Below are 14,752 nucleotides of genomic sequence, written 5' to 3' on the forward strand. Positions count from 1 at the left end.
CGCGGCAACCTTCACAACGGTGGCGAGTGAGCAGATCATTCTCATCGAGAAATTCACCTTCTCATTCTGACTGGCTTTCGGGCTGATGTTCTCGCCGATGCACCAAGAGTGGCTTTGCGCCAGTCGAATGAGAACGGGTTTCCTGTTTCCAACGAAATCAGGAAACCCTGGAAACGCTATTTCTGGGCTGTGCGGCGCAGCGCCATCACGAGCAGCGCGTGCGAGCTGCCGGCGTGCGGGAGCATGCCCCGGCGGACCAGGTCGAGCGCATGGCAGAACGGCATGGTCCGCACGCGCAGGTCCACCTCACCGGGCCCCAGGGACGGCTTGCCCTGGGTGAGGCCGGTGGCGAGGAAGATGTGGTCGACGTGGTTGCTCAGGCTGTCCGCGCCGTGGATCTGGCCGAGCGGTTCCCACTTCGCCGCGCGCAGCCCGGTCTCCTCGGCGAGCTCACGGCGTGCGGCGGCGAGCGGATCATCGTCCGCGTCGTCGACGGCGCCGCCGGGCAGCCGCCACTCGGTCCCGCCGTGCGTGTAGATCCACTGCCGGGTCAGCACGACATGGTCGTCGTCCTGGATCGCCAGCACCGTGACCGATCCCGGTGCCACCACGTGGGTATAAGTGTCGTGGCCGCCGTCCGGTCTGACGACATCATCGGCGCGCACCTCGAACCACGCGGACCGGTGAACCACGTTGGTCGCCAAGCGCTGCCAGACCATCACCACACCAGCCGCCTCGTCGGAGCGCGTCATCACCATGCTCACATGGAACCATCGACGCCCGCTCCACTTGTCCCCAGTTGATCGTCAATCTCCGGACAAATCGTGGACATCTGGTATCTGAAGGTTTGAAGACGGAGACACTGTCGGTGAGGGGGTGTAGCCGTTGTCGCCCACGTTCGCACAGGAGGTACGCCGCCTGCGCAAGGAGCGCGGGTACTCGCTCACCCGGATGACCGGTCTCGTACCGTACAGCAAGGGGTACCTCAGCAAGATCGAGAACGGCCAGGTGCAACCCCACGCCGAGATGGCCAGGGTCTTCGACGACGCGCTGCAGGCCGACGGCAGCCTGATCGAACTGGCCGACGTCCCGGCCCGCCCGATTCCCAGTGACCACACCACTTTGCTCACCTACGACGCGATGTTCGAGCAGCATCGCGCGCTGGGTCACCGGCTCAGTCCCGACGTGGTGCTGCTCGGCGGTCTGCGTTCGCAGGTGGACCTGCTGAGCTCGATGGCGCGTTCCGCCGACGATCCCGGCCTCGGCCGCGGCCTGTGGCTGCTGGCGGCCCGGTACGCCGAGTACGCGGGCTGGATGGAACAGGAGCGCGGCGACGACGCCTCCGCCGTCGAACTGACCAAGCGAGCGGTCCAGTACGCCGCGAAGGGCGGTGACCTGGAGCTGGAGGCCTGGGCGTTCGTGCGGGCCGCCGAATTCGCCCTGTACCGGGGGGACGCGCGGGCGACGGTCCACTACGCCCGGCGCGCGAGCAAGTCCCGCTTCACCGCCGTGCAGGGCGCGGCGGCCCAGCGCGAAGCTCATGGCTACGCGTTGGCGGGTGCCGCCGACCGTTGCCTGAGCGCGTTGGACCGGGCCGCCGAACTCCAGTACGCGGTCGGCCAATCCTCTTACGGCTCAACGAGTCTGCTCGACCAGGTCGCCGTCGCACGGGCGTGGTCCTACTACGACCTGGGCCGGCACGCCGAGGCCGCCGCCATCCTGGACGCACAGCTGCCGCTGATCGCGCCGACCGCGTTACGCGCGCGCACCCGCTTCGGGCTGCGCCGTGCCCTCGCGCACGCCTCGGCGGGCGACGTCGATCACGCCTGTGAACTGGTCGAGGCTCTGCTGGACGACATCCGCCAGGTGCAGTCCGCGACCGTGCACATCGACCTCACGGCGTTCAGCAAGCTGTTGTCGCAGCAGCTGCCGGCGGCGGGCCGCGAGGTGGCCGGCGAGATCAACGACATCCTGTTCGGCTAGCTGGCTAGCCCGCGGCGCGGTCCTCCCGTTCCAGCGCCTCCGCCATCTCCAGCCACGCCTCGGCGCAGCCGCGGGCCATGTCCGCCACCAGCTCCCGGCAGTGCGACGGCACCCCGGACACCACCGCGGCCCACTCCCCCGGCGACACGGCGTGCCCTTCCAGCCAGCGCAGCACGTGCCGCCCGTGCTCGTTGAATCGCAACGAGGGATCCCGCCGCAGGATCGGCAGGGTGGTGTGCGGTGCCCGGACCTCGGTGCGCGCCACCGGCACCTCGACCTCGGCCCGTTCCGCGGCGCGCATGCGTTCGGGCACCGGGTCGAGCCCGGCGGACAGCCGCCGCCGGACATCCCGGACGGTGCCCGGCGACACCCCGGCCGCCCGCGCGATGTCGCGCAACGACGCCTCGGGCCGTTCCGAGATCATCTGCCCGGCCAGCCGGCGCCCGGCGGCGGAGTTGAGCGGGCGGACCTTGCCGTCGCGGCCGACCCGCACCTCGGCACGGCCGCCGACCGCGCGCCGCAGCACGCCGACGGACTTGGCCGCGAGACCTGTCGAGGCCGCGATGGCGCGGTCCGACCACTGCGGGTGCGAGCGCAGCAACCGCCGCACCGCCGCCTCACGGTCGGCGGTGGACAGCGTCGAGACGTTGGCGGACACGGACAGGGCGAACACGTCCTCGGCCGGACCGCCGACGTACTCGACCTCGACGGCACGGCTGCCGCGCAACACGGCCGCGCGCAGGCGGTGCATGCCGTCGACGACCTTCATCGTCGGGCGATGCACCACGATCGCGGGCAATGAGACGTCCGAGGACGCCAGTGAACGAACGAACTCCTCGCTGCAGCCACCAAGTCGCGGCGAATCCGCGGGCTGCAGCGCGTCGATGTCAACGAGCATGCGAAATCAAGCCCCCCAGGCTGATCGCGTCCCCAGAACCCCCAGATGGCCGAGGACGACCTTCGCAGATTAGCTACTCGGTCACCGCGAACGCCACTCGATCGCGGGACAAACGTCCATGACCATCTTCAGCCCGGCGTCCTTCGCCCGTCCGTACGCCTCGTCGTCGACCACGCCGAGCTGGAACCACACGGCTTTCGCACCGATCGCGACGGCCTCGTCCGCGAACTGACCGGCGTCCTCCGAGCGGCGGAACACGTCCACGACGTCGACCGGGAACGGGATGTCCGCCAGCGTCGCGTACCCCGGCTCACCGTGCACGGTCTCGGCCGCCGGGTGCACCGGCACGATCTTCTTGCCGCGCTCCTGCAGGAACCTCGCGACGCCATGTGCCGCGCGGGACGGGTTGTCCGCGAGCCCCACGATGGCCCAGACCTGGCAGTTCTCGAGGATCCAGTCGACGTCTTCGCGCATGGGCCCAGCGTAGTCGCGCGCCCAATGGTGTGATGGCGGTCACATCCAGCCGAAGCTCGTCGAAACGCGTCTCTCCCGATCGACGGCTGAGTAGAAACGCACCGGACAACACCTGACGCGAGGAGATCGAGATGCGGTTCATGGTCATCGTCAAGGCGAACGAGGACACCGAGAACGGCGTCATGCCCACCGCCGAAGAGCTGGCCGCGATGAGCAACTACAACGAGGAGCTGGTGAAGGCCGGCGTGATGCTCGCGGGCGACGGTCTCTACGGCAGCGACAAGGGCGCGCGGGTCGCGTTCGACACCAAGGGCGGGACGACGGTCACCGACGGCCCGTTCGCCGAGGCCAAGGAGCTGATCGCGGGCTTCTGGATCTGGGAGCTGCCCTCGTTGCAGGACGCCGTGGAGTGGCTGAGGAAGGCGCCGTTCCAGAGCGGTGAGGTGGAGATCCGGCAGATCCACGGTCCGGAGGCGTTCGAGGGCATCATCACGCCGGAGACCCAGGCGCAGGAGGAGCGGTTGCGCGACCAGATCGCCGCCCAGAACCAGTAAGCACCGAACCAGTGAACGCAGAACCAGTGAGTGCGCGGCAGTGGCACTTGAGGCGTTGAGCGAGCAACGAACGCGGTGAAGTCGGACGGCAGCCGGTGAGCCGTTCGACCAACCGCAGCGTTCTCCAGCGTCATGCCAGTGTTGGCCAGCCTAACGTCGGGTGCATGGCACCTCAGCTGCTCGCTCCGGCGCGGCCGCCGATCCTCGCGCCCTCCACCGAGGCGTGGCGCCAGTTCGCCGGCGCCCTGGAGCCCGCCGAGTTCGGCCGCGGCGACGTGTTGCTGCGGCTGGGTGCGCGTACCGAGGAGCTGCTCGTGATCCGCACGGGCAAGGCGAAGACGTGCCACACCGCCGCCGACGGCCGCGAGCTGGTGCTGGACTTCCACTGCGCGGGTGACGTCCTGGTCGAGCCGACGCTGTTCGACGCCTCCCCGTCGGTGACGACGACGGTCGCGATCACCGACGTGCGGGCGGGCCGGATCGCGCGCGCCGACCTCACGAAGTGGCTCGCGCTGTGCCCGGAGATCACCGAACGGCTGCTGGGCCGCATCGCCCGCCGTCAGCGCGAGTCGCACCAGATGCGGATGGACGTGGTGCAGCTGGACGCCCCGGCTCGGCTGGCGAAAGCGTTGCTGCGCCTCGCCGGACGGTTCGGCGACGACCCGCGCGGCGCCCTGCTGATGATCGAGGACCTCACCCAGGAGGAGCTCGGCCAGTACATCGGCGCGCGGCGCGACACCGTCAACAAGACGCTCTCGGACTTCGCCCAACGTGGCTGGATCTCGATCGAGCGCAAGAGCATCTTCCTCACCGATCCGGCACAGCTGTCCCGCCGGGTCCGCGCCGGGATGGCCGCCGTGCCCGCGCAGCGCTGAAACCCGGCCGCGACGCTGACGCAGGGGCCCCGACAACGTCCCGTCAGGCCATCCGCCTGGCTGGCGATGGCGTGTGCAAGTACCACCAACCCAACATCAACAAGCACTTTGCTACAACCAACTGGCCTCGTCGATCCCAGCGCCCGGCCCAGACATATTCGACAACTGACGAACATGTTGGGTGTAGTTGGCGGCGATTTGATCAAGAGTTGGTAGTACTTGCAGACCCCCACCAGCAGAAACGACTTTGCCGGGCCAGGGGGAACCCTGTTCTTCATTCTTCCAGGCGGGTCTGACAATCGCGTTGTCGCAGGTCAGGCCGTGCTCGGCAGGTACGAGTGCAGGTCCGCGGGCAAGTCCTTGCGGTACTTGACGTTCAGCTTGCGGTACACCCGAGTCAGGTGCTGCTCGATCGTCGACGGCGTGATGTACAGCTTCGACGCGATCTCCCGGTTCGTGTACCCGACGGCGGCCAGCGCGGCCACCCGCCGCTCGGCATCGGTCAGCGTCGCGATCGGATCCACCGGCCTCTCCTCCGCCGGCGCGTCCTCCCCATCGGCCTTGCCCCGCGACGGCAACAGTTCCTCGCACAACTCGGCGGCGTCACACACGTTCGCGACGTGCCAGGCGCGCCGAGCCACCGTCCACGCCCGCCGATGTTCCCGCAAAGCCTGATGCGCCTTGGACAGGTCGGCCAAAGCGCGGGCCAGCTCGTACTGGTCCCCGCACTCCTCCAGGATCACCACGGCGTCCTGCAACAGCTGCGGCCGGGAGTGCGGCTGGTTCGCGGCGGCCAGCAGCCGCAACGCCACTCCACGCGTGCTGGACGCCTCCGGACCCAGCCGGGCCAGCTGCTCGTTGATCAACCGCTTCGCCTCGTCGCGGTTCGCCCCGTGCAGCAGCCAGGCCTCCGCGGCCGAGGTCCGCCACGGCACGACACCGGGCTGATCAACGCCCCACGACGTCATCAGTTCGCCGCACGAAAGGAAATCCGCCAACGCCGCGTAGTGACGCGAGGTGGCCAGGTAGTGGTGTCCTCGCGCGTACAGGTAGTGCAATCCGTACCGTGACTGGAACATCACCTCTGGCACCGGCTGCTCCAGGAACGACGCCGCGGCCTCGTGCCGGCCCGTCCTGGTGGCGGCGTTGATCAGGATCCCGAGCGGCATCCCCAGCGCGACACCCCATCCACCGGCCGGCATGAAGTCCAGTGCGTTCTGCGCGTGCTCGAAAGCCGTGGTGAGATCGCCGCGCCGCAACGACACCTCGGCGCGCACGCAGGAGAAGAACGCCCGCGCCACAACGAGATTCTTGGCCCGCGACTCTTCCAGCAGCCGGTCGCACCACTGCGCCGCCACGTCCAGCCGGTCCGCGTACACCAGTGCCTGCAACGCCAGCATCGCCGACTCCGGCCCCCACGATCCGCTGTCGGACGGCCGCGCCGCCTGCAGCACGTGCTCGGCGTCGGTGGCGGAGGAGTCGTTGGGGCCGTGGGTCAGCACGTTCGCCAACGCCATGACGGCTTTCAGCATCGGCCCGGACGTGAGGCTCACCGTCCGGGTCTTCACCGGCTCGGACTGCGGGCGCCGCGCCAGCGTCGGATGCGAACAGGCCAGCCACAGCTCCATCGCGCGCATCCCGCTGCTGGGGCCGGAAACGCGCCGGACCCGTTCCAGTGCCTCGGTCGCCTCGTCGACCTGACCGTTCCACAGCATCGGCTGCACCAGCGAGGCCACGTCGCGGTCGGACAGCTGCCCCGCACGCATCGCCGGTACGACGATCCCCAGCCGGCGCCCGGCGGCGGACGGGTTGACCCGCCACTCCACCCGCACCAGCTTCGCCGCGATCGCCGCCCGCGCGTGCACCTCCACGCACGCCCGGTGCGCCAGTTCCAGGTACCGCAACGCCGTGTCGATCTGCTCGTCGCGCAACGCGTGCTCGGCGGCCTCCTCGAACACCGGGACCATCCAGGGCTTCTCGGCGTGATCGGCCAGCACCAGACAGGGAGCCACCTCGGTCGCCGGCGCACCTTCGTCGTGCAACAGCAAAGCCGCCCCGAGGTACATCTCCCTGCGGTCCTGTGTGGACATGTCGTCCAGCACGGCATCGCGCGCGGCCGGGTCGCGGAACCAGCCGTCGCGCAGCAGCCCTGCCTCGTTCATGACGTCCAGTGCGGACGTGACGGCCGCCGCGTCGACGCGAGCCAAGCGCCCCAACGACTCCCGCGTCGCCTGCTCCCCCGTCACCGCCAACGCGCGCGCGACGGGCAGCACGTGGTGGTCGGACCGGTGCAGGCAGCTGACCAGCGCGCGCCGGTAGCTCGGGCCGATCACGAGACCGCCGTCGTCGCTCGGCCTGCACAGCCTCTGGTCGTCGAGCAGCGACCGGATCAGCAACGGGTTGCCGCCGGAGAGCCTCATCGCGGCGTCGGCGTGCAGCGGCGTGTGGAACAGGTCGCGGACAGAACTCAGTGGTGCCAAAGGAACATCGCGGCAGTGCGGGTGGCTCAGCAGTTCGGTGTGCAGCGGTGTGTGGGCGGCGCGCGGTGACGCGGTCTCGCTCAGCATCAACAGCACCCTGACCTGACCGAGCCGCCGGATCAGGTAGAGCAGCCACTGCAACGACGACGAGTCCGCGTGCTGCACGTCGTCGATCCCGATCACCAGTGGTGTCTCGGTGGTCAGGTCCATCAGGGCGATGCACAACGCGTGCAGCTGCCGCGCGGTCGGGCCTTCCACCGAACGGGCGGCGGCGTCGAGCAGCTCACCGACCTCGGCGGGCGCGTCCAGCGGGTGGAAGATCTGGCCCACCACACCGAAAGGCAGGTCGCGCTCGAACGCCGAGCAGGTCGCCTTGACGAAGCCGACCCCGGACGCCTCACCGAACGCGTGCAGCAGCTCGGTCTTCCCGCTCGCCACCGGGCCGGTCAGCAGCGCGACCCTGCCGGATCCTGACAGGGAGTCCGCCAACAACGTCTCCAAGGTGGCCCACTGGTCGTCGCGCTCGATCAGCCCCGCGAGCCTCGCCTTGGTACTGCTGCTGCCACCCGTCCCGGTCATGATGATGTACCTCTCGCCAGGAAGCCGTCAGCCGCGGCGTGGTGGTGGTGATGAGGCACCACCACGTCCCCCCGGATCGCGGGCACGACGAGTCGATGTCGAGGGTCTCAGCCGGACACGTCCTCGTGACATCGATACATGGCGGTTCTAGGTGTTCTCCTGGAATCGCGCTGCGTTCGAACGGGACGACGGATTCGTCACCGTGCGCGACTAACGGCTGCGACGGGGCTTTGCGCGCTTGGCCGACTGCTTCTTCTGCCCGTTCTTCTGCGCGGGCGCGGGTCCCCGTCGCTGCTGCTGCTTGGGCTGTGCCTTCTTCTGGACGGGCTCGGGACCACGGGTGCTGTTGACCGTGCGGCCGCGGACGATGCCGATCATGTGCTCGACCAGTTCGGGGTTCTCGTCGCGGATCGGGAACGACAGCGCGACGCGGGACTGCGGCGCGTCGCTGAGCGGCACGTACTTCAGGTCCTTGCGGTGGTGCAGGCGCGCGAGCGACTGCGGCACGACCAGCATGCCGACGCCCGCCGCCACGATCTGGACGGCGTCCGCGGTGGTCTCAGGACGTTCGACCGGCGGCTGACCGGGCTGTGCGTCCCACTCCAGCGTGTCGTCGAGCGGCTGCCACAGGACGTGCGGCGACAGGTCCTCAAGGGACAGTTCGCCGGCCGCGGCGAACTCGTGGTCCTTCGGGAACACGACCACGCTGGTCTCGGTGTAGAGCGGGATGGCGTGCAGGTCCTCGCGGTCGCCGGGCAGCCTGAGCAGCGCGGCGTCGGCCTCGCCCGCCCGCACCATCCGGGCGGCGTCGGCGGCGGTCACCTGCACGAGGGTCAGCTCGGTCTCCGGCAGACGGTCCTGCCAGACCCGTGCCCACTTGCCCGGCGTCACGCCTGGGACGTACGCGAGCGTGAACGATCCGGTCACGTGCTGAGGCTACCGGACCGGACGGTTACTCTTTTCGGCATGAAGTCGCAGCAGACGATGAAGCCCGCCACCGCCGCCAAGAAGCTCGGCGTGTACCTCGAGGCGACGCCCGAGGAGTTCCAGGCAGGTGTCGTCTCGCGCGACGAGCTCAACGACCTGCAGGCCAACCCGCCGCAGTGGCTCGCGGACCTGCGCCGCAACGGCCCGCACCCCAAGCAGCTCATCGCGCAGAAGCTGGGCATCTCCACGTCCGGCCTGGTGCGTGCCGGCATCACCGAGGCGCTGACCACCGAGCAGATCAACGCGCTCAAGGACGAGAACCCGGACTGGCTGGTCCGCGAGCGCGCCACCTACCTGGAGTTCAAGGCCGAGGAGGCGCGCCTCGCGGAGAAGGCACGCCTCGAAGAGCAGGAGTGACTGGGCAGGAGTGACTGAGCAGGAGTGACTGGGCAGCTCAGCCCAGGACGAACGGGATCCGCAGGTCCCCCAGTTCGGCGCGCTCCGCTTCGGCCGGGGCGCGCCGTCCCGTTCCCACCAGCAGCACGTCCACGTCCGACCAGTGCTTCGGGAACGCACCGGCGATCTGTTCCAGCATCTCGCGGCACCGGGCCAGGGTTCGCGCGGGCGGGCCGGCGAGGTGCGGCAGGTGCTGCACCAGGTCGAGGTGGTGCAGCGTCCACTCCCAGACGTACGCGCCCAGGTAACCGGACGTGCACAGCACCATGTCCTGAGTGCTGACCTTGAGCGTCGGATCGGCGAGCTCGGCGGCCCGCAACGCCGCCTGCCCCACGTCGTCGACGTGGTGCTTCAGCATCCACGGCTCGCCGTAGGCCGCGGCGAGCCGGACGGTCAACGCCGCCAGCGGATCGTCGGACGGCTCGTGCGCCACCTTCCAGTACGTCACCGAGTCGTGCGTCACGGCGTCCGCGGTCGGCGTCACCAGCGTGATCAGCACGTCCTGCGCGTCGATCACGAAGTGGCACACCAGATCCCGCACCAGCCAGCCCTCACACCCGGACGGCTGGGCGAAGTCCTCGTCCGCCAGCGAGCCGACCGTCGTGAGAAGTGCCCCCAGGGACAGCGAAAAAAGGTCCACAACCGCAAACTACAGCGACGCGTCGCGCACCCACATCTCGCGCGTCACGAGCACCGTTCGGGCTGAAGAAACGCCTGGAAACGGTTAGGTTGGTCGGCATGGGCAAGTCCCCGGCTGTGGAGCTCGAGGTGGAGGACCGCGTCGTGCGGATCTCCAACCCCGACCGCGTCTACTTTCCCGCGCGCGGCGAGACGAAACTGGATCTCGCGAACTACTACCTGTCCGTCGGTGACGGAATCGTCCGCGCGCTGCGGGAACGGCCGTGCATGCTGCACCGCTTCCCCGAGGGCGTGACCGGCGAGAAAGTGCACCAGAAAAGGCTTCCGCACGGTGCACCGCCGTGGGTGCGGACCGTCCGTGTGCATTTTCCGCGCTACAACCGCCACGCGGACGAACTCTGCGTCACGCACGTCGCCGACGTGATCTGGGCCGTTCAGATGTCCACTGTGGAGTTTCACCCGTGGAACTCGCGCGCCGCCGACACCGAGAAGCCCGACGAGTGGCGCATCGACCTCGACCCCGGCCCGACGTGCACGTTCGACCGCGTGAGGCGGGTCGCGGGCGTGGTCGAGGAGGTGCTCGCGGAACTCGGCGCGGTCGGGTTCCCGAAGACGTCCGGAAGCAAGGGCCTGCACGTCTACGTGCGGATCAAGCCGGACCACGGCCACCAGGACGTGCGGACCGCGGCGCTGGCGTTCGCGCGCGAGGTCGAGCGGCGCGCGCCCGACGACGTCGAGACCACGTGGTGGCGCAAGGACCGCGATCCGGCGCTGGTTTTCGTGGACTACAACCAGAACGCCCGCGACCACACGATCGCCTCGGCCTATTCGGTGCGCGGATTTCCCGAGGCCACGGTGTCGACGCCGATCCGCTGGGACGAGATCCCGGACGTCGACCCGCGTGACTTCACCATCGCCACCGTGCCGAAGCGCTTCGCCGAACTGGGCGACCTGCACGCCGGCATCGACGACGCGGTGTGGTCGATCGAGCCGCTGCTGGAGTGGGCCGCCCGAGACGAACTCGAGGTTCCTGATGAACGGTGAGGCCATGAAGTTCTCCTCGCTCGACCAGCCGCTGTTCGGCGGCACGATCAAGGGTGACCTGGTCGAGTACCTGGACTTCGTCGCCGATCGGTTCGTGCCGGTGCTGGCCGGGAGGCCGCTGTCGGTGTGGCGGATCCTGCGCGGCCAGGACCCGTTCATGCAGAAGAACGTCCCCAAGTACACGCCGGACTACGTCAAGACCGTCGAGGTCTGGGCCGAGGCGTCCCACCGCACGATCAAGTACGCGCTGTGCGACGACAAGCAGACGCTCATGTGGTTCGCGAACCAGCGCGCGGTCGAGTACCACGTGCCGCTGTTCCTGGGCGACCACCAGACGCACATGGTGCTCGACATCGACCCGCCGGAAGGCTCCGGTTTCGACGTGGTGGTCGAGTCGGCGTTCCTGATTCGCGAGGCGCTGGCTCAGGCCGGGTTGGAAGGCGCGGTCAAGACCAGCGGCGCCAAGGGCGTGCACATCTTCGTGCCGTTGGAGCAGCACGACCCGGACGACGTGGCCGCGGCGACGAGGGCGGTGGCCGCGCGGGCCGAGAAGCTCAACCCCGAGATCGCGACCACCGCCTACATCCGGGCCGATCGGGACGGCAAGGTGTTCCTCGACTCGACGCGCGCCTGGGGAGCCACGGTCGTCGCCGCCTACAGCCCCCGCCTGCGCGAGAGCCTGCCGATCTCGTTTCCGGTGCCGTGGGACTCACTTCGCGACGTCACCCCGGCCGACTTCACCGTCCGGACCAGGTTCGACGGCGACCCGTGGACGTCGCTGATGCCCGCGTCGCAACGCCTGCCCGACGACCTGATCGCCGAGGGTCACACCATCCCGGTCGCCCGCGTGGTCGCGATGCACGAGGGCAAGCGACGCAAGAATCAGCGCGAACGCGAGAAGTAGGCGACGACCGCGGCGGCCAGCGGCAGGGTCACGTGCATGACGCTCGGGAACGACGGTTCGTTGGCGGACACATATTCGTTGGCGCGCACCAGCAGTCCCGCGGCGACGGCGAGATAGCCGGCGAACCTGGCTGTACCGCTGGTCAGGATGGCGATCAACGGGACCACGACCAGCCCGGCCAGGCTCGCGTGGGTGACGAACAGCGGTACGCCCGTCAGATGCAGGACCGCGTCCAGCAGCAGCAGGACCGGTGCGATCGCGCTGATCCACGCCCGTTCGTGCCAGGTCCGGTAGCCCGCGAGCACGACGAGACCCGCCGCCACGATCAGGAACGTCACGTCCTGCCCGTCCCCGTTGATCGTCGACAACTCGTCGGCCGACGACGCGACCACGAGCACCCCGGTGACCCCCAGCGCGCCACCCACCGCCGCGAGCCACCACGGGCTCGCCAGGGATGCGACCGCGACGACCACCGCGGAAATCCCGAGCAGGAACCACAGGTAGTTCCAGTCGCTGCCGCCGAGCAGCCCGGCGAGGCCGGCCAACAGGCCGAGCGCGGCGCCCGGCACCCACGGGTGGTCGCGGCACACCAGCACGAACGTCGCCGCCACCAGCACCCACGGCCACAACGAACCGAACAGCCACGTGCTCGGCGTGGTGTCGCCCAGGTGGCCGAGCACGCCGCCCGGGACGGACAGGAGACCGACCATCAGCAACGCCAGCGCGAGACCCGCGACCACGCGCGGCAGGGCGGCCCTGATGCTCTCCGGCGAGGCGACGGATCCGCCGGGCTCCGGGGTGCGCCTGGGGATCGATCCGACCGTGGCGGAGCCGGAGCCGGACGCGGTGAGCGCGGCCCGTCGTGGTTCCGAGCCCAGGTCGTCCTCGCCTGCCGGACCGGAAAGAGCGCGCGACGAGCCGGCATCCGCGCTGCCGGACGCAGCCGTGGCCTGCGACGAACCGACACTCGCGCTGCTGGACGCGGACGTGGTCTGCCGAACCTGCGACGAGCCGGCACTCGCGGTCCCGGCCGTGGCGTGCTGAGCCCGCGACGGGTCGTCACTCGCGGTACCGGCTGTGGTCTGCCGAGCCCGAGATGAGCCGGCACTCGCCCGGCCAGACCCGGCCGTGGCTTGCCGGCCAGCACCTTCGTCAGGCTCATCGGCTGGGCCGTCGCCGGTCGTGCTCGACTTCGCCGGAGTGTCAGACCCGCTGAGTACCGTTGAACGCGGGGGTTCCCGATCCGGGGGTACCCCTGCGCCAGCGTGGCCAGCACCAGCGTGGCCAGCACCGGCTCCGGCCGTACTTGACCTCGCCGGAGTGTCAGACCCGCTGAGTACCGTTGAACGCGGGGGTTCCCGATCCGGGGGTACCCCTGCGCCAGCGTGGCCAGCACCAGATCCAGCCGCCGAACCCGCTGCCCGACGAGCCTCCGAGGCACGCGAGCCCGTGCCTGGCGAGGCCACCGTGCCGGGCGATGCCGACGTGCCCCGCGAAGCCGACGTGCCCCGCGAAGCCGACGTGCCCCGCGAGGCCGCCGTGCCTGGCGAGGCCTGGTCCCACGAAGCCGCCGTGCCTGGCGAAGTCACCTGGCCCGCCGAGGCCGGGTCCCACGAAGTCGCCGTGTCCTCCCCCAGCGCCCGGCGCGCCGCCGCCGCCACCATCCGGCTGTCGTCCTCCACGAGCCGCGCCAACGCCAGCCGCGCCGCCAGCACCCGCCCCTCGTGCGCGACCGACAGCATCCGCCGCAGTTCCGGGACCGCCCCCGCCCGCACGCCCGGCAGCGAGTGGTCGATGGCGTCCTGCAGTTCCGACGGCAGCGCGGCGGGCACCGTGACCGGGCGGGCGCGGCGGGCGATGCGCAGGTCGCCGCGCACGTCGAGCATCCACTTGCCCGGCGTCTGGTGCGGGGTGACGCGGCGGACGCGGTCGTAGACGTATTCGTAGAGTTCGTCCAGGCCGACGTGGCCGTCCTGGTCGCGGTCGGCGTCGCCGGATTCCAGGCCCTCGACCAGGGCCGAGGTGAACACGGACGGTTCGCCCTCGGAGGTGTCGGCCACCGAGGCGCCCTCGAAGGCGTACTCCATGGCGGACGAGGCGGTGATGACGGCACGGCCGCTGCCGCCGAACTGTTCCTCGATGCCCACCGAACCGCCGGCGCGGGCGACCATGCCGCGGCCGAACGCGCCGGAGTAGCAGCAGTCCAGCAGCAGCACGATGCGGCGTGAGCGGGAGCGGTTCATGCGGCGGGCCACGAAGTCCGCGGACACGGCGGTGCCGGCCAGGCGGGACAGCTTGGTGCCCGAGGTGGCGAAGTGGAGTTCGCCTGCCTCGTCCTTCACGCCGTGGCCGGAGAAGTGCAGGACCAGGAGGTCGTCGGGCCCGCGGTCGGCGAAGAAGTCCTCGACTGCCTCGTTCACCTCGGCGGCCGAGGTGTTGATCAGTGTGCGGACGTCGAACCCGCCGATGCGCGGGTCGGCGAGCACCTCGCCCAGGCGGGCGGCGTCGTGGGCGGGGGCGCGCAGCGAGGACAGGCCTGGGTCGGCGAACTCGTAGCTCGCGATGATCAGCGCGTAGCGGTGCAGGTGGCGGCCCAGCCAGGCGGACCGCTGGGCGAGTTCGGTTTCCGTGGGCGCGCCGGTGAGTTCCAGGGTGTCGCCGTCGGCTTCGACGGTCACCGACCGTTCGCGGCGCTGGCCCAGCCACGACGACACGGCGTTGATCAGGGCGGCCAGGACGGTGGACTGGGAGACCGTGGTCAGCAGGGTGCCCAGCTCGTTCAGATCGACGGCCTTGCTGCCCTCGGGAGGGACGGCGGGAACCCCGGAGACAGCGGCGAACTCCTGGATCTCGGTCCGCAGGAACGCGGTGAGCTCCTCGATGCGCTCGTCGTCGGCCCCGTCCTCGTTAACGCGCAGTGTGACGTCGGTCATAGCGAC

General features: G+C 69.9%; 13 protein-coding genes. 6 read left to right on the top strand and 7 right to left on the bottom strand.

From position 1 onward, the window contains the following. Positions 1-176: 176 nt before the first annotated feature. Positions 177-758, bottom strand: a complete 582-nt coding sequence (locus tag B0F77_RS08100; RefSeq protein WP_245847883.1) for an NUDIX domain-containing protein — start codon at positions 756-758, stop codon at positions 177-179. A 127-nt stretch (positions 759-885) separates the two neighbouring features. On the opposite strand from B0F77_RS08100, the gene B0F77_RS08105 reads away from it, so the two are divergent. Next, positions 886-1,983 carry a helix-turn-helix domain-containing protein gene (locus tag B0F77_RS08105; protein ID WP_086662181.1) on the top strand — a complete coding sequence of 366 codons (1,098 nt, stop codon included), beginning with the start codon at positions 886-888 and terminating at the stop codon, positions 1,981-1,983. Between the two features lie 4 nt (positions 1,984-1,987). On the opposite strand, the gene B0F77_RS08110 is transcribed toward B0F77_RS08105, so the two are convergent. Together B0F77_RS08110 and B0F77_RS08115 are read right to left on the bottom strand one after the other, a co-directional pair. Then, positions 1,988-2,881, bottom strand: coding sequence for a ParB/RepB/Spo0J family partition protein (locus B0F77_RS08110; protein ID WP_086662182.1), 894 nt, complete (start codon positions 2,879-2,881; stop codon positions 1,988-1,990). An 81-nt stretch (positions 2,882-2,962) separates the two neighbouring features. Further along, a complete protein-coding gene (locus B0F77_RS08115; RefSeq protein ID WP_086662183.1) occupies positions 2,963-3,355 on the bottom strand; it encodes a CoA-binding protein in 393 nt (130 codons plus the stop codon). A 131-nt stretch (positions 3,356-3,486) separates the two neighbouring features. Between B0F77_RS08115 and B0F77_RS08120 the strand changes: the two genes are divergently transcribed. After that, a complete protein-coding gene (locus B0F77_RS08120) occupies positions 3,487-3,909 on the top strand; it encodes a YciI family protein (protein WP_086662184.1) in 423 nt (140 codons plus the stop codon). Between the two features lie 164 nt (positions 3,910-4,073). Beyond that, complete coding sequence (locus tag B0F77_RS08125) at positions 4,074-4,784, top strand: Crp/Fnr family transcriptional regulator (protein ID WP_086662185.1); 711 nt, start codon at positions 4,074-4,076, stop codon at positions 4,782-4,784. Between the two features lie 314 nt (positions 4,785-5,098). Here the strand turns inward: B0F77_RS08125 and B0F77_RS08130 are convergent, their stop codons facing one another. Together B0F77_RS08130 and B0F77_RS08135 are read right to left on the bottom strand one after the other, a co-directional pair. Further along, the gene (locus B0F77_RS08130) at positions 5,099-7,843 is read right to left on the bottom strand and encodes a helix-turn-helix transcriptional regulator (RefSeq protein ID WP_086662186.1); all 2,745 of its coding nucleotides are present in this window, start codon (positions 7,841-7,843) and stop codon (positions 5,099-5,101) included. Between the two features lie 210 nt (positions 7,844-8,053). Beyond that, positions 8,054-8,770 carry a LysR family substrate-binding domain-containing protein gene (locus B0F77_RS08135; RefSeq protein ID WP_086662187.1) on the bottom strand — a complete coding sequence of 239 codons (717 nt, stop codon included), beginning with the start codon at positions 8,768-8,770 and terminating at the stop codon, positions 8,054-8,056. A 57-nt stretch (positions 8,771-8,827) separates the two neighbouring features. Here B0F77_RS08135 and B0F77_RS08140 point away from each other — a divergent pair, with 57 nt between their 5' ends. Continuing rightward, positions 8,828-9,187 (top strand): DUF5997 family protein, encoded by a 360-nt coding sequence (locus B0F77_RS08140; RefSeq protein ID WP_086662219.1) that lies wholly within the window; start codon positions 8,828-8,830, stop codon positions 9,185-9,187. A gap of 37 nt (positions 9,188-9,224) precedes the next feature. Here the strand turns inward: B0F77_RS08140 and B0F77_RS08145 are convergent, their stop codons facing one another. Then, positions 9,225-9,866, bottom strand: a complete 642-nt coding sequence (locus B0F77_RS08145) for a maleylpyruvate isomerase N-terminal domain-containing protein (RefSeq protein WP_086662188.1) — start codon at positions 9,864-9,866, stop codon at positions 9,225-9,227. A gap of 98 nt (positions 9,867-9,964) precedes the next feature. On the opposite strand from B0F77_RS08145, the gene ligD reads away from it, so the two are divergent. Both ligD and B0F77_RS08155 read left to right on the top strand, forming a co-directional pair. Beyond that, positions 9,965-10,909: a non-homologous end-joining DNA ligase gene (gene ligD, locus B0F77_RS08150; protein ID WP_086662189.1), complete on the top strand. Its 945-nt coding sequence runs from the start codon at positions 9,965-9,967 to the stop codon at positions 10,907-10,909. Continuing rightward, entirely contained in the window at positions 10,899-11,813 is a 915-nt protein-coding gene (locus tag B0F77_RS08155; RefSeq protein WP_086662190.1) for a DNA polymerase domain-containing protein, read from the top strand. Before ligD ends, B0F77_RS08155 begins: the two co-directional genes overlap by 11 nt. Here B0F77_RS08155 and B0F77_RS08160 read toward each other — a convergent pair. Continuing rightward, a complete protein-coding gene (locus B0F77_RS08160) occupies positions 11,792-14,746 on the bottom strand; it encodes an effector-associated constant component EACC1 (protein WP_086662191.1) in 2,955 nt (984 codons plus the stop codon). The two genes, B0F77_RS08155 and B0F77_RS08160, sit on opposite strands and share 22 nt — an antisense overlap. Positions 14,747-14,752: the final 6 nt, after the last annotated feature.

Origin of the sequence: Lentzea kentuckyensis (assembly GCF_002150765.1) — a bacterium.
Classification (GTDB): domain Bacteria; phylum Actinomycetota; class Actinomycetes; order Mycobacteriales; family Pseudonocardiaceae; genus Lentzea; species Lentzea kentuckyensis.